11 protein-coding genes and 3 rRNA genes are annotated in these 15,129 nt (G+C 49.9%); all 14 read right to left on the bottom strand.

What is annotated here, in order from left to right; translation table 11 throughout:
• Positions 1–14: 14 nt before the first annotated feature.
• The 14 genes from A1s21148_RS07515 to argC all read right to left on the bottom strand — a co-directional run bounded on the left by A1s21148_RS07515 (position 15) and on the right by argC (position 15,080).
• Entirely contained in the window at positions 15–182 is a 168-nt protein-coding gene (locus A1s21148_RS07515; protein ID WP_190276913.1) for a hypothetical protein, read from the bottom strand.
• Positions 182–529: a hypothetical protein gene (locus A1s21148_RS03425; protein ID WP_095671076.1), complete on the bottom strand. Its 348-nt coding sequence runs from the start codon at positions 527–529 to the stop codon at positions 182–184. Before A1s21148_RS03425 ends, A1s21148_RS07515 begins: the two co-directional genes overlap by 1 nt.
• Positions 530–572: 43 nt before the next feature.
• Positions 573–905 (bottom strand): single-stranded DNA-binding protein, encoded by a 333-nt coding sequence (locus tag A1s21148_RS03420; RefSeq protein WP_095671075.1) that lies wholly within the window; start codon positions 903–905, stop codon positions 573–575.
• Between the two features lie 105 nt (positions 906–1,010).
• Positions 1,011–1,979, bottom strand: a complete 969-nt coding sequence (locus tag A1s21148_RS03415; RefSeq protein WP_223299429.1) for a tetratricopeptide repeat protein — start codon at positions 1,977–1,979, stop codon at positions 1,011–1,013.
• Between the two features lie 99 nt (positions 1,980–2,078).
• Positions 2,079–2,195, bottom strand: a 5S ribosomal RNA gene (gene rrf, locus A1s21148_RS03410).
• Between the two features lie 135 nt (positions 2,196–2,330).
• Positions 2,331–5,422 (bottom strand): 23S ribosomal RNA (locus A1s21148_RS03405).
• Between the two features lie 311 nt (positions 5,423–5,733).
• A 16S ribosomal RNA gene (locus A1s21148_RS03400) occupies positions 5,734–7,246 on the bottom strand.
• Together the 16S, 23S and 5S rRNA genes form the textbook arrangement of a ribosomal RNA operon.
• Before the next feature lie 497 nt (positions 7,247–7,743).
• Positions 7,744–9,024: a tyrosine--tRNA ligase gene (gene tyrS, locus A1s21148_RS03395; RefSeq protein WP_095671074.1), complete on the bottom strand. Its 1,281-nt coding sequence runs from the start codon at positions 9,022–9,024 to the stop codon at positions 7,744–7,746.
• An 8-nt stretch (positions 9,025–9,032) separates the two neighbouring features.
• Positions 9,033–10,460, bottom strand: coding sequence for an argininosuccinate lyase (gene argH, locus A1s21148_RS03390; RefSeq protein WP_095671073.1), 1,428 nt, complete (start codon positions 10,458–10,460; stop codon positions 9,033–9,035).
• Positions 10,460–10,969, bottom strand: a complete 510-nt coding sequence (argR, locus tag A1s21148_RS03385) for an arginine repressor (protein WP_095671072.1) — start codon at positions 10,967–10,969, stop codon at positions 10,460–10,462. The genes argH and argR overlap by 1 nt, the downstream gene beginning before the upstream one ends.
• Entirely contained in the window at positions 10,962–12,143 is a 1,182-nt protein-coding gene (locus A1s21148_RS03380; RefSeq protein ID WP_095671071.1) for an acetylornithine transaminase, read from the bottom strand. The genes argR and A1s21148_RS03380 overlap by 8 nt, the downstream gene beginning before the upstream one ends.
• On the bottom strand, positions 12,140–12,925 hold the full coding sequence (gene argB / locus A1s21148_RS03375; protein WP_095671070.1) for an acetylglutamate kinase: 786 nt from the start codon (positions 12,923–12,925) through the stop codon (positions 12,140–12,142). The genes A1s21148_RS03380 and argB overlap by 4 nt, the downstream gene beginning before the upstream one ends.
• Entirely contained in the window at positions 12,922–14,064 is a 1,143-nt protein-coding gene (argJ, locus tag A1s21148_RS03370) for a bifunctional glutamate N-acetyltransferase/amino-acid acetyltransferase ArgJ (RefSeq protein ID WP_095671069.1), read from the bottom strand. The genes argB and argJ overlap by 4 nt, the downstream gene beginning before the upstream one ends.
• Positions 14,061–15,080, bottom strand: coding sequence for an N-acetyl-gamma-glutamyl-phosphate reductase (gene argC / locus A1s21148_RS03365; RefSeq protein WP_095671068.1), 1,020 nt, complete (start codon positions 15,078–15,080; stop codon positions 14,061–14,063). Before argC ends, argJ begins: the two co-directional genes overlap by 4 nt.
• Positions 15,081–15,129: the final 49 nt, after the last annotated feature.

Genomic DNA, 15,129 nt, shown 5'->3' with positions numbered 1-15,129 from the left:
ATTCGATTTAGCCTTTAGAGGCCATCGATTGAGTTAAGCGCTTCTTGCAACTTGCCATGGAGCGCATCAAAACGAGCAGCGTGTTCAGTTAGGTCGGAGTTGTCGATCTCGCTGAGCTCGATCTTCACCTCTTCTACTAGTGAAGGAGCGGACTCTTCTGAACTATTAAATTCATTTGACATTACTTCTTAACCGCCTTCTTCTTTGCAGCGCTCTTCTTAACAGCAGATTTCTTCGTCGCCGACTTCTTGGGCGCAGCCTTCTTTGCAGAAGCCTTCTTAGCCGGAGTTCCACCATTCATTGCAGCAACCTGAGCCGCTAAGCGATCGAACTCTTCCCGCTTTACAAATCCCATCTTGGCAACGCTAGCTTCGACTTCTTCATGGATCTTTGACTTAAGGGCATCTGCGCTCTCGCGCGCCCAACCATTTAGAGCGGCAGCAACTTCTGCCGGAGATTTCTCTCCTTCAGTTACCTTGGAGACGTATGTACGAAGAGTTGCAAAGAGATCGTTCGAGGATTTAGCCATGTCCTTAGCCTATCCAATAAGCCAGAAGTAGGCCTTTTACGCCCTAAAGACGAGAGATCTCGATCGCTTCGACCTGCCATCGTGAAGCCAGTCCACCTGGGGACTGCCAGAAGCGGCGATGGATGCTGCCAGAAATCTCTACCCACTGATCGGGCTTTAACGTAAGAGCGGTTTTTCTAGATTTAGCGCTCCAGGCTGCGATATCCAGGGTGTCAACGCCTTCGCGTTCTGCGCGAGTAACAATCAAACGAAACTCGACAACTTTATCTCCGCTGGGTAGTTCCTTCGTTGTCGCTTCTGCAGAGACTCTTCCACGTAACAATAAATCATTTAGCGAATGATCGATTACTTCTTCTTCAACAACTTTCTTAACCATCTCTTGCTCCCTAGCCTAAAAAGTACGCGATTGCGTAAGGAGGAGATATTGAACTAAGGCTGTGACAGGAAAGGAGTTACTTGAGGTTAGGTGTGGATAAGCGAATTACTGGGCGCGCTCTGCCGCGTCAGTGAACTCATCATGATCAATATCTGCGCACTTCTTAAACCACTCGCGAGCTTCTGCTTTGCGACCGGCAACCTCAAGGGCATCGGCATATGCATAGCGAAGGCGAACTGCCCACTCTTCGTTCTCGGTCTTCAACTCTTTACATGTCAGTGTGATAACTGCTGCATCTAGTTCGCCAAGATCACGACGTGCACCTGATGCAACAATTCGCATTTCAATTTCTTCAGGCTTGGCAAGTCGCTTTACCTCGTCAGAACCAGCCAAATTCAGGGCTTTTAGCGGCCTGCCGAGACCTCTTTCGCAATCTGCCATTACCGGCCACATTGAAACATCGCCAGAAATTCGATGAGCTGCGCGAAGTTCTTTTAGAGCAATCTCGTAATAACCCGCGCGATATGCTGCATAACCAGCGCTTTCGCGAACAACAGCTAAACGACCTGCATGATGAGCAGCTGCGATGCCGTGTTTATGTGCAAGTTCTGGATCTGAATCCATATGGATATTTATAGAAACTAAATGGCGCGCGACAACTTTCGCATTCTCTGCAGACAAACTTAACAACTCTGCACGAACACTTTTCTCTAGCTCTTCACCAGTAATCTCTTCAGGAATATCTGGTTCGAAAATTCTGGGACGAAGTCTTGATTGATCGCGTTCTAACGGCTTGGGACGAAACCCGCGTGGATCAATGGCTTCACGCCCCTGCGATACCTGACGAATTGCCCCTGCGCGATCAGATGAACCACCGCGTGCCGGAAGATCTTCACGGCGACGTTCGCGATTTGGACCAGTTGGTCTTGATGATGAAGAAGATGATGGGCGACCTGAGCTTGGACGATCTGAACTTGGTCGGCTCGATGGGCGTCCAGTTGAAGAAGGACGACCGGAAGAAGAGGGACGGCTGGATGGACGGCCAGAATTGGCGCGTGGTTTTCTCTCATCCATTTCGTTCTCCTCTATTTAGATTTTAGATAATTCTACAGTCATATTTTTTAGGGAAATAAAAAAGGGGCACTCGTGAAAGTGCCCCTTTTTATAAAAGAAGTCCGGCGACGTTCTACTCTCCCACAAGGTCACCCTTGCAGTACCATCGACGCTGAGAGGCTTAACTTCCGGGTTCGGAATGGGACCGGGTGTTTCCCTCTCGCTATGGTCGCCGAAACGCTATTGAGATTTCGACAAAACCTTTGAATTAGATCGAATTCTGAAGCCATCGTTTATAGATGTCAGAACTCTCTCTATTTCGTGGTTCTCGACCGTATCTCGAGAACCACACAGTGGACGCGTAGCAACTTTGTAGTTAAATCCTCGGCCTATTAGTAGTGGTCAGCTCCAAGCCTTACGGCTCTTCCACTTCCACCCTATCAACCCAGTAGTCTAGCTGGGGGCCTTACTTGGTAAACCAATGAGAAACCTAATCTTGAAGCGAGCTTCCCGCTTAGATGCTTTCAGCGGTTATCCCTTCCGAACGTAGCTAATCGGCGGTGCTCCTGGCGGAACAACCGACACACCAGAGGTTCGTCCAACCCGGTCCTCTCGTACTAGGGTTAGCCCTTCTCAAGTTTCTTACGCGCACAGAAGATAGGGACCGAACTGTCTCACGACGTTCTGAACCCAGCTCGCGTGCCTCTTTAATGGGCGAACAGCCCAACCCTTGGGACCTACTCCAGCCCCAGGATGAGACGAGCCGACATCGAGGTGCCAAACCTTGCCGTCGATATGGACTCTTGGGCAAGATCAGCCTGTTATCCCCGGGGTACCTTTTATCCGTTGAGCGACGGCGCTTCCACAAGCCACCGCCGGATCACTAGTTCCTGCTTTCGCACCTGCTCGACATGTCTGTCTCACAGTTAAGCTCCCTTGTGCACTTACACTCGACACCTGATTGCCAACCAGGTTGAGGGAACCTTTGAGCGCCTCCGTTACTTTTTAGGAGGCGACCGCCCCAGTCAAACTACCCACCAGACACTGTCCCTGATCCGGATTACGGACCGAGGTTAGAAGTTCAAAACGATCAGAGTGGTATTTCAACGATGACTCCACAAACACTGGCGTGCCCGCTTCAAAGTCTCCCACCTATGCTACACAAACCGTTCCGAACACCAATATCAAGATATAGTAAAGGTCCCGGGGTCTTTCCGTCTTTCTGCGCGTAACGAGCATCTTTACTCGTAATGCAATTTCGCCGAGTTTACGGATGAGACAGCGCTCAAGTCGTTACGCCATTCGTGCAGGTCGGAACTTACCCGACAAGGAATTTCGCTACCTTAGGATGGTTATAGTTACCACCGCCGTTTACTGGGGCTTAAGTTCTCAGCTTCGCCTTGCGGCTAACCAGTCCCCTTAACCTTCCAGCACCGGGCAGGCGTCAGTCCGTATACATCGTATTGCTACTTCGCACGGACCTGTGTTTTTGGTAAACAGTCGCTTGAGCCTGGTCTCTGCGGCCTTCCAACGCTTCGGAGGAAAACTCCTACACGTCAAAGGGCCCCCCTTCTCCCGAAGTTACGGGGGCATTTTGCCGAGTTCCTTATCCATAATTATCTCGATCGCCTTGGTATTCTCTACCTGACCACCTGTGTCGGTTTCGGGTACGGGCTACTTAAAATCTTGCTAGATGCTTTTCTTGGCAGCATAGGATCATTCACTTCGCCTTACGGCTCGGCATCAGTTCTCAGGCATGTGTTACGCGGATTTGCCTACGTAACGCCCTACGACCTTACCCCGGGACAACCATCGCCCGGGATGAACTACCTTCCTGCGTCACACCATTGCTTAGCTACTAGTACACCGGTTCGACGCAACCTCAGGTCTGACCGAAGCCAGCCTGATTATGGGTCTTAGCATTAGTACATTCGCTATGGGCGATTTTAAGCGGGTACTGGAATATCAACCAGTTGTCCATCGACTACGCCTGACGGCCTCGCCTTAGGTCCCGACTTACCCTGGGCGGATTAGCCTGGCCCAGGAACCCTTGGTCTTTCGGCGGAGGGGTTTCTCACCCCTCTCTCGCTACTCATGTCTACATTCTCACTTGTGTGACTTCCACGGCTAGATTCCTCTGCCGCTTCACCAGTCACACAACGCTCTCCTACCCATCCAAGCTCCTGGATCTTACGACCGGGATAATGCTTGAATGATAGAACTTCGGTGCTGTGCTTGAGCCCCGTTACATTGTCGGCGCGAAATCACTTGACCAGTGAGCTATTACGCACTCTTTTAAGGGTGGCTGCTTCTAAGCCAACCTCCTGGTTGTCTATGCGACTTCACATCCTTTTCCACTTAGCACAGGCTTTGGGACCTTAGTTGCTATTCTGGGTTGTTTCCCTCTCGACCATGAAGCTTATCCCCCACAGTCTCACTGCTGCGCTCTCACTTACCGGCATTCGGAGTTTGGCTGATGTTGGTAATCTTGTAGGACCCCTCGACCATCCAGTAGCTCTACCTCCGGTAAGAAACACGCAACGCTGCACCTAAATGCATTTCGGAGAGAACCAGCTATCACGAAGTTTGATTGGCCTTTCACCCCTACACACAGCTCATCCCCTAATTTTTCAACATTAGTGGGTTCGGTCCTCCACGCGGTCTTACCCGCGCTTCAACCTGGCCATGCGTAGATCACCTCGCTTCGGGTCTAGATCGTGCTACTTAGTCGCCCTATTCAGACTCGCTTTCGCTACGGCTTCCCCTCGACGGGTTAACCTTGCAACACGACACTAACTCGTAGACTCATTCTTCAAAAGGCACGCTGTCACAACTTACGTCGCTCCAACGGCTTGTACGCACACGGTTTCAGATTCTATTTCACTCCCCTTACGGGGTTCTTTTCACCTTTCCCTCACGGTACTAGTCCGCTATCGGTCATCAGAGAGTATTTAGGCTTAGCGGGTGGTCCCGCCAGATTCATACCGAATTCCTCGAGTTCGGTATTACTTGGGATGACAATAAAGAGTTAATTAAGTTTCGACTACGGGGTTCTCACCCTCTATGACTGGCTTTCCCACGCCATTCATCTACTTAACTAGTTTCTGACTCTTTGGTTGAACGGCAGTCCAACCTAACTGGTCCCACGACCCCGATACTGCAACGCCTGCCGGCTTGGCACAGTATCGGTTTAGCCTCTTCCGTTTTCGCTCGCCACTACTAACGGAATCACGGTTGTTTTCTCTTCCTGTGGGTACTGAGATGTTTCACTTCCCCACGTTCCCTTTATCTGCCCTATATATTCAGGCAGAAATAACCAGACATTACTCTGGCTGGGTTTCCCCATTCGGAAATCCTCGGATCAAAGCTCGTTTGACAGCTCCCCGAGGCTTATCGCAGCCTACTACGTCCTTCATCGGCTTCTGATGCCAAGGCATCCACCATGTGCGCTTAATAATTTTTCCACAAAGATGCTCGCGTCCACTGTGTAGTTCTCAAAATACGGGCGGTACTCAATAAGAGTTGAGACTTGAAAATCCAAACTTTTACATTTGGTTCCAGTATCTCTTCTTATTAAGTCCAGAGGTTTGGCGCTAGCCGTCCCCTCAGGACCCAACAACGTGCCTAGTTGAAATTCGATATTCAGGGATTTTCCACTCCATTTTTGTTTTACAACAAATCCGGTTGTACTGGTATGAATTCTTAGATAAACCTAAGTCAATGCTCCACATATGAGCCTGATTTCTCAATATTTTTGAGTTCAGATGCTCCTTAGAAAGGAGGTGATCCAGCCGCACCTTCCGGTACGGCTACCTTGTTACGACTTCATCCCAATCACCGATCCCACCTTTGGCAGCTCCCTCCTTGCGGTTGGGCCACTGACTTTGGGTGTTACCGACTTTCGTGATGTGACGGGCGGTGTGTACAAGCCCCGGGAACGTATTCACCGTAGCGTTGCTGATCTACGATTACTAGCAACTCCGACTTCATGGGGTCGAGTTGCAGACCCCAATCCGAACTGAGACTGGCTTTATCGGATTCGCTCCACCTTGCGGTATCGCAGCCGTTTGTACCAGCCATTGTAGCATGCGTGCAGCCCAAGACATAAGGGGCATGATGATTTGACGTCATCCCCACCTTCCTCCGAGTTAACCCCGGCAGTCTCCTGTGAGTCCCCAACTAAATGCTGGCAACACAGAACGAGGGTTGCGCTCGTTGCGGGACTTAACCCAACATCTCACGACACGAGCTGACGACAACCATGCACCACCTGTATACAGACCTTGCGGCTATGACATCTCTGCCATATTCCTGTATATGTCAAGCCTTGGTAAGGTTCTTCGCGTTGCGTCGAATTAAGCCGCATGCTCCGCTGCTTGTGCGGGGCCCCGTCAATTCCTTTGAGTTTTAATCTTGCGATCGTACTCCCCAGGCGGGGCGCTTAATGCGTTAGCTGCGTCGCACAAACCGTGGAAGGTTCGCACAACTAGCGCCCACCGTTTACGGCGTGGACTACCAGGGTATCTAATCCTGTTCGCTCCCCACGCTTTCGCTCCTCAGTGTCAGTATTGGCCCAGAGACCTGCCTTCGCCATCGGTGTTCCTCCTGATATCTGCGCATTCCACCGCTACACCAGGAATTCCAGTCTCCCCTACCAAACTCTAGCTTGCCCGTATCGGCTGCAAGTCAGGGGTTGAGCCCCTGAATTTCACAACCGACGTAACAAACCACCTACGAGCTCTTTACGCCCAATAATTCCGGACAACGCTTGCACCCTATGTATTACCGCGGCTGCTGGCACATAGTTAGCCGGTGCTTCTTCTGCAGGTACCTTCACTTGCGCTTATTCCCTGCTGAAAGCGGTTTACAACCCGAAGGCCTTCATCCCGCACGCGGCGTCGCTGGGTCAGACTTTCGTCCATTGCCCAATATTCCCCACTGCTGCCTCCCGTAGGAGTCTGGGCCGTGTCTCAGTCCCAGTGTGGCCGGTCGCCCTCTCAGGCCGGCTACCCGTCGTCGCCTTGGTGAGCCATTACCTCACCAACAAGCTGATAGGCCGCGAAGTCATCTTCAACCGAAAAACTTTCCAGCCCCGATCATGCGATCAAGGCTCATATCCGGTATTAGCCCCGGTTTCCCGGAGTTATCCCAGAGTTGAAGGCAGATTCTTCACGTGTTCCTCACCCGTTCGCCGCTAATCCTTCACCGAAGTGATCTCATCGCTCGACTTGCATGTGTTAAGCACGCCGCCAGCGTTCGTCCTGAGCCAGGATCAAACTCTCCATAGAAAGTTTTGTTCATGGCTTACGAGACAAACAAACTGTCGTTTATTTTGTCTTTACCAAAGGAAATCAACGAGTATTGCAAACACTGAATAAACAGTGTTTTACAGATACTTCATTGAAGTATTTATTTAGAGAATGGCCCAGTCAAAATTAAATGACTAGTAATACCATTCTCTGGCATTGACTTATGGCACGCTGTTGAGTTCTCAAGGTACGGATGCGCACTGCTTTTCGGCTTTTGGCCGATTTTCAGGGCAGACTGCCAAATCTAGTCCATCCACGCAGGCACGGTCAAACCGGCCTAAATGGCGCTAAATAAGGAAGATGCTGTACGGCCTAATCGTCCGTTCACACAGCAAGGAGCGTAACTATAGGCGTGCGCAGCGTGAGGGTCAAATCGGCCTAGCCCGATTACCAGTGGGATTGGTCATAGCCTCTAAATAGCAAAAATCTGCATATTTATGCGTAAAAACGTGTAAAAACGGTAGCCCGCGTGGCTTTTAGAGCAGCTCTACCGCTGCAAGATCGCGCTTTCCTTTACGTAAAACTGCATATTTACCGCATAAAAAGTCGCTTTTTGAGGGGGCAAAGTCTTCGCCAGAGATCTTGGCGTTATTCAAATATGCCCCGCCCTCTTTGACGATGCGGCGGGCCGCTGATTTTGAATCGACGACACCAGTTGCCACAAGGAGATCTACCCATGTTGGAATCGGTTCGCTGCTCTTAACTGTTGTGCGCGGAAGTTCTGCAAGTGCAGCCGTCAAAGTTGCCTCATCTAGCTCTGAAAGTTCACCTTGTCCGAAGAGCGCACGCGCTGCTGCTTCTACGCGATCGCAAATTTCGGCGCTATGAACAAGTGAAGTTAGTTCGCGAGCAAGTGCGCGATGCGCCTCACGTGCGCCAGGGTTTTCAGAGTGTGATTTTTCAAGCGCTTCTATCTCTTCGCGAGATTTGAAAGAGAAAACCTTTAAGAAGTTGATGACATCTTTATCGTCAGTGTTCAACCAGTATTGGAAGAACGCATAAGGAGAAGTCATCTCTGGATCTAGCCAGATTGCACCCCCTGCAGTTTTTCCAAACTTAGAACCATCAGCCTTAGCAAGCAGCGGGATTGTTAAAGCATGTGCGCTACCAGATTCAACGCGGCGAATTAGATCTAGACCTGCAGTGATATTTCCCCATTGATCAGAGCCACCTAATTGGAGCGTGCAGTTGTGGCGGCGGAAAAGTTCAAGGAAATCAAATGATTGAAGTACTTGATAGGAAAATTCAGTGTATGAAATACCACCTGCCTCAAGGCGTGATGAAACTGAATCCTTAGCAAGCATTTGGTTGACGCTGAAGTGCTTACCTACATCGCGCAGGAATTCGATAGCAGAAAGTGGTGATGTCCAATCAAGGTTATTGGCGACAATTGCGGCGTTATCTTTGGCGTTGAAATCTAAGTACTTTGAGACCTGTACTCGAATACGTTCTACCCAAGCTGCAACCACATCAGTTGTGTTGAGACTGCGTTCTTCGTTCTTTCCGCTGGGATCACCGATTAAACCGGTCGCTCCCCCGACAAGGGCGATTGGAATATGGCCCGCTAGTTGAAAGCGGCGCAGGGCCAGCAGAACAACGAGGTTTCCGACGTGCAAACTTGGTGCGGTGGGATCGAAACCGATGTAGAGAGTGGTCGGCTTTGATAGCGCTTGGATAAGGGCTGCTTCATCAGTTGATTGCGAGAAGAGACCGCGCCACTTTAGATCGTCGATTAGCGCCTTTGATTGAGTTGCCATTTTCGGGTTCACTCCCCCATCATCGCTGAGAATGAACTCATTTGGTCGGATAATTTCTTTTCTGCAGCCTTTATGTCGGAATTCGCTGATGCTAATTGCGCCGCCAAAGCAGTGCCGCCCGTTGCGCCGACAGTTGTGCGCGATGCGATCGCGCCTTCGACGGTAAGAACCTTGCGGATCTCAGGAGTTAGTTGCGGATGGACCCCCACAAAATCCTGATCGCTTAACTCGTGGAGTTCAACTTTCTTCGCCTCACAAAGTGCAACGCATTTGCCCGCTGCTTCATGGGCTGATGCGAATGGAACATTTGCGCGTACTAAGAAATCAGCAATCTCAGTTGCAAGCGAGAAACCTTGTGGTGCAGCAGCCAACATCTTTGCTCGATCAAATGTTGTTGTCGCAACCATGCCGGTAACTGCAGGAAGAACGAGGATCAAAGTATCGATCGAATCAAATAGTGGTTCTTTATCTTCTTGAAGATCGCGGTTGTAAGCAAATGGAAGTCCCTTAAGCATCGCCAGGACTCCGGTTAAGTTTCCAATTAAGCGACCGGATTTACCTCGTGCCAGTTCTGCCATATCGGGATTCTTCTTCTGCGGCATGATCGATGAACCAGTTGAGTAAGCATCGGCGACCTTCGCCCATCCAAATTCAGATGTTGCCCAGATGCACCACTCTTCTCCGATACGAGATAAATGAACTCCAACCATTGAAATAATAAAGAGCGCTTCTGCAACAAAATCGCGATCGGATACGCCATCGATGCTATTAGCAGAAGATGAAGCAAAACCTAGATCCTTCGCCGTTACTTCTGGCTTTAAGCCAAGCCCTGATCCAGCGAAAGCTCCCGAACCAAGTGGGCTTACCGATGTGCGCTTTAACCAATCTTGAATTCGATCGAGGTCGCGAGCAAAAGCGTGGATATGTTTTGCTAACTCATGACCAAAGAGAATTGGTTGCGCGTGCTGCATGTGAGTAAACCCAGGCGCAGGCGCATCGCCATACTCTGCGGCCTTTGCTGCAAGCGACTTTTGAAGTTCCAAGATCATCTGAGAAATTTCCATCATATGATCGATTGCGAAAAGTTTTAGATCTGTCGCTACTTGATCATTGCGTGATCTACCTGCGCGCAGCGCTCCCCCGACATCACCGATCTTCTCGGTTAAGCCACGTTCTAGCGCGCTATGAACATCTTCATCGTCTTCGATGGCAACGAATTTACCGATAGCAACTTCATCGATTAATTCACGAATAGCGCTTTCAATCTGGCTCGCAACATCCTCTTTCAGAAGCCCTGAAGATTTAAGCACTCGCAGATGCGCTAGCGATGAACGCAGATCGTAAGGCGCTAGCCGCCAATCGAAGTCAACGCTACGTGAAAGCGCAAAGACCGCATCAGCTGGTGCGTCAGAGAAGCGTCCACCCCAGAGAGCCATTATTTCTTCGCCTTTCGTTTTGCAGATCCGCGTTTTGCGCCTGCGCCGAAGCTGAGCAATTCTTTCGCAAGATCGGCTCCACCGGTGGCCTTCTTCGATACAACTAAAACCGTGTCGTCACCGGCGATAGTGCCGATGATGTTTTCAAGGCCTGAGTTATCCAGTGAACTTGCTAAAAATTGGGCTCCACCAGGTGGTGTGCGAACTACGGCAAGGTTGCCAGATGATTCGACCGAGAGAATCAGGTCCGAAGGAAGTGGCATAGATCGCGCGATCGAGCCATCAGCGGTTGTTCCAAGTTGATAGATCAATTCGCCAGACTCGCTACGCGAACGAACGGCGCCTAGCTCTTCTAGATCGCGACTTGCAGTTGCCTGCGTGACATCGAACCCGGCCTTCTTCAGTAACTTAACCAAATCAGATTGCGAATGAACAACACCTGCCTTGATTAATGCAATCGCCTTCGCGCGGCGCGCAGAAACCGAGCTTGAATTCAACACCTTAGCCATTAGTTACCTCTTTCATCGCCTTTGCGAAAGCCACAATAAATTTATCGATCTGAGCCTTGGTGACAATTAACGCCGGAGCAATTCGTATAGTTTCTAGATTTGGAGCATTTACCAAGAACCCGTTTTTTGCTAACTGAGCGGCTAACTCTTTTGCATACTCCCCATCTAGAGCGATTCCAATAAGTAAACCTCTACCGCGAACTTCGCGCACGCCACGTATCGCTGAGATCTTTATTTTCAAGCGTTTCTCAAAACTCTTGGCTTGCGCCATTAATCGGTTCTTCTCGATTACAGAGATAGCAGCTAGCCCGGCCGCTGCTGCAATTGGATTTCCACCGAAAGTTGTTCCATGTTCACCTGGAGCAAATTGTGGAGTCTTGCTGCCGAGAGTGATCATCGCACCGAGCGGAAGACCGCCACCAATACCTTTTGCGAGAGTGATTACATCAGGGCGAACGTTCTCGTGCTCATATCCAAACCAATTACCAGTTCGCCCCATGCCGGTCTGTACGCAATCGAAAACTAGAAGTACGCCGTGCTGATCACAAAGTGACCGCAACTGCTTTAAATATCCGTCTGGTGGAGTTACAACCCCTGCCTCACCGAGAATTGGCTCAACAATGACCATCGCCGTTTTCTTGGAGACCGCTTTGTACATCGCTGGAATATCACCGAATGGCACGTGCTTAATATCTTTGAGCAAAGGTCGAAACGGTGCGCGCTTGCTCTCTTGGCCAGTTAATGAAAGCGCACCCATGGTGCGACCGTGGAATGCCCCAGTTGTTGCAACAATTCGCGTCTTTCCAGTTTTCCGCGAAAGTTTGAGTGCAGCTTCATTAGCCTCTGCTCCTGAATTACAGAAGAAGACTCTTGCTGTGTTGTCTCCGGTCATCTCCTGCAACTTCTTGGCAAGCGCTAGGCCTGATGGATGGCTATAGAAATTGCTTACATGGCCAAGCTTTGCAACTTGTGTTGAAACCGCTTTAACTATTGCAGGATGGGCGTGACCGAGAATATTTGTGGCGATGCCACCGAGGAAATCCAGATACTTCTTCTTCTCTGAATCAGTTACTACTAGGCCTTTTCCTGAGACTAAATTGATTTCTGGAACGCCGTAATTCAACTGCATTACATCGTTCCAAGTAGTCACTGTGGATTTCTTAACTGGGCTCATTTAGTCACCAACGTTCCGCCAGAGTTACCTAACGCCATAGCGAAGGCCGATGGATCCGTTCCATCGATAATCCTTACTGCACTTGCTCCGCCATCTATCGCATCAAGGCATGCCTTAACTTTTGGTGCCATGCCTTCGGCAAATGTTGATTTAATTGCATCTAGTTCAGCATAAGAGATAGCTGAAATCAGAGACGAAGTATCAGGCCATGCGCGATAGATGCCGGCAACATCGGTCATGATGATCAAACTTTCAGCACTGAGCGCGCCTGCGATCGCAGCGGCTGCGAGATCGGCATTGACGTTAAGTCCCCCTTTGAAGTTTTCATCGGTGGCGATCGGTGAGATCACTGGAACTTGCCCGCCCTTTAGAGCGCTGTTGATCGCCTGTGGATTCACTGCAGTGATTACTCCAACCAAACCCAAATCAACTGGTGAGCCGTCAACTAATTTGCGAAGCGGTTCGGCGATCAAGCATTCACTGGTGCGGCCAGAGAGCGCGACTGCGTTAACTCCGGCTCGGCGAAGTGAATTGACAACTTCTGGACCAACTTCGTTTACCAAAACTCTTTCTACAACTTCGAAGATTTCAGGGGTGGTCACGCGGAAGCCGCCAATAAATTCCGAAGCTATCTCTTCTTCCTTGAGCGCCGCATCGATCTGTGGGCCACCACCGTGGACCACAACTAGCTTCACACCGCTCTCTTGCGCTGACGCTATTGCCTTTGCGAAACCACCATTCTCATCCTTCATGGCATGGCCACCGAATTTAACGACGATCATGTTGCGTAGGCCGAGTTCTCATGAACATAGTCATGTGAAAGATCATTGGTGAAAACAGTTGCGTTACTTGAACCAACCTTGAGATCCACTTCAATCGTAACTAAACGATTTTCGAATGAAACTTTGTTGCGATCCTCGAACGGTGCGCTAGATCTTGCGACTTGCACCCCGTTAAGAGTGACATCTATATCCAGCGGATTTAAGTGAGCTCGGGCAGTTCCGACAGCGGCCAGGACTCGACCCCAGTTTGGATCTCCACCGAAGATCGCACATTTCAACAAATTATTTCGGGCACAGGCTCGAGCAACTTCTACAGCATCACTTTCAGAAGCCGCGTTCTTGATCTCGATCGCCACGGTCTTGGTAGACCCTTCGGCATCTGCGATTAGTTGTTGAGACAAAGAACCACAGATCTCCATTAGCGCGCTCTCTAGTTCAGGCTCGCTTGGCGCAAATCCACTTGCGCCAGAACCCATCAGCAACACAGTGTCGTTAGTTGATGTGCAACCATCAGAATCGATTCGATTGTAGGTGCGATCGCAGACTCTCTGGAATATCTCTTGCGCGTTATCTGGCAAAAGAGCATCTGTCATCACAACCGAAAGCATGGTCGCCAGAGCGGGCGCCAGCATTCCGGCTCCCTTGGCGACTCCGGATATTTCGAAGTGGTCGTTCTTAAAGTTGGCAATCTTGGAAACGCTATCGGTTGTCATAATTGCACTAGCTACATCTTGCAACGAATCGGTTGAGAGCGCTATGGAAATCTGATCTATGCCAGAAATAATCTTCTCCATCGGCAGTAGCTCGCCAATCAAGCCAGTCGAGCAGACAACTACTTCGCCAGATGAAATACCGAGTACTTCGCCAACGTGTTCTGCTGTTCTATGTGTGTCAGCAAAGCCTTGTGGCCCTGTGCACGCGTTAGCACCACCTGAGTTAAGAATTGCCGCGCGAACTATCTTCTCTTTGGTGACTTGCTTGCTCCAAATAACTGGAGCTGCCACAACTTGATTTGATGTGTAAACCGCCGCCGCATCAAATTTTGGGCCGTTATTTAAAATCAACGTCAAATCCAAAGCACCCGAACTCTTAAGTCCTGCCGCGCAAGAAGCAGCGGTAAAGCCGCTAGGCAGTTTCATACCCCAAGACCCATGCCAGTAAGTCCAAGGTTTTCAGGAAGTCCGCAGATGATGTTGGCGTTCTGTATCGCTTGTCCAGCCGCACCCTTAACCAAGTTATCGATTGCCACGCTTACAACCAAACGATTGGTGTGCTCATCGACTGCAACTTGTATCGCAACATAGTTGCTTCCTAAAACTGAAGAAGTTTGTGGCATTTGCCCAAGCGGCAAAACCTTCACGAATTCTTCGCCGTTATAAGCATCGTTATAAATCTTATGGGCTGCCTCATTCGTGATTGCAGAGTTAAGTTTCATGGTGATCGTTGCGAGAATTCCACGTGGCATTGGCGCGAGAATCGGCGTAAACGAGATCTTTGCTGCAGTCCCCGTTGCACGTGTGAGCGCTTCTTCGATTTCCGGAGTGTGCTGGTGAACTCCCCCAAATTTATAGGAAGTGAGGCTTCCCATAACTTCGCTAGCAATTAAATTAATCTTTGCGCTACGCCCTGCACCTGTTGTTCCGGATGCTGCAACAACTACGACATCGCTCAGATCTGCAATCTTTGCTGCAGGTGCGGTACCTAAAGCAATCGCTGTGGCGTAACAACCAGGATTAGCGACCTTAGAAGATTTTGCGATATTTGCACGCGCTCCTGGAAGCTCTGGAGCGCCATAGGTCCATGTACCAGCGTGAGTTCCACCGTAATACTTTTCCCACTTAGCACCGTCTTCTAAACGATAGTCAGCTCCAAGATCAACAATCTTCGCCTTTGGACTAAGTGATGCGATAACTGCTGCGCTTTCGCCATGTGGGAGCGCTAGGAAAATAAGCTCGCAGCGTTCAAAATCGCTCGCCTTGAAGGATGAAAAACTTTGACCGGCGTAAGAAGTTAACTGCGGATGGACCGAAGTGATTTCTTCGCCAGCGTTGCTATGAGCCGTAACGCAGGAAACCTCAAACTCAGGGTGCCCAGCCAGCAAGCGCAGGAGTTCTCCCCCGGCGTAGCCGCTAGCTCCAATAACTCCGATTTTCATAGAATGAGAATAGCATAAATATGCAATTTAGCGCATATTTATGCAAGAT

Source organism: Candidatus Planktophila lacus (assembly GCF_002287925.1).
In the GTDB taxonomy this organism is placed as follows: Bacteria; Actinomycetota; Actinomycetes; order Nanopelagicales; family Nanopelagicaceae; genus Planktophila; species Planktophila lacus.
Note: the sequence above shows the minus strand (reverse complement) of the source record. Positions and strands in the feature narration are given on the sequence as shown.

Bases quoted from the DNA above. Each gene is read 5' to 3' on its own strand.
- argR (WP_095671072.1), bottom strand. From the start codon at position 10,969: ATGGCTAAGGTGTTGAATTCAAGCTCGGTTTCTGCGCGCCGCGCGAAG.
- argB (WP_095671070.1), bottom strand. From the start codon at position 12,925: ATGATCGTCGTTAAATTCGGTGGCCATGCCATGAAGGATGAGAATGGT.
- A1s21148_RS03415 (WP_223299429.1), bottom strand. From the start codon at position 1,979: ATGGATGAGAGAAAACCACGCGCCAATTCTGGCCGTCCATCCAGCCGT.
- tyrS (WP_095671074.1), bottom strand. From the start codon at position 9,024: ATGGCAACTCAATCAAAGGCGCTAATCGACGATCTAAAGTGGCGCGGT.
- A1s21148_RS07515 (WP_190276913.1), bottom strand. From the start codon at position 182: ATGTCAAATGAATTTAATAGTTCAGAAGAGTCCGCTCCTTCACTAGTA.
- argC (WP_095671068.1), bottom strand. From the start codon at position 15,080: ATGAAAATCGGAGTTATTGGAGCTAGCGGCTACGCCGGGGGAGAACTC.
- A1s21148_RS03380 (WP_095671071.1), bottom strand. From the start codon at position 12,143: ATGAGCCCAGTTAAGAAATCCACAGTGACTACTTGGAACGATGTAATG.
- A1s21148_RS03420 (WP_095671075.1), bottom strand. From the start codon at position 905: ATGGTTAAGAAAGTTGTTGAAGAAGAAGTAATCGATCATTCGCTAAAT.
- argJ (WP_095671069.1), bottom strand. From the start codon at position 14,064: ATGAAACTGCCTAGCGGCTTTACCGCTGCTTCTTGCGCGGCAGGACTT.
- A1s21148_RS03425 (WP_095671076.1), bottom strand. From the start codon at position 529: ATGGCTAAATCCTCGAACGATCTCTTTGCAACTCTTCGTACATACGTC.
- argH (WP_095671073.1), bottom strand. From the start codon at position 10,460: ATGGCTCTCTGGGGTGGACGCTTCTCTGACGCACCAGCTGATGCGGTC.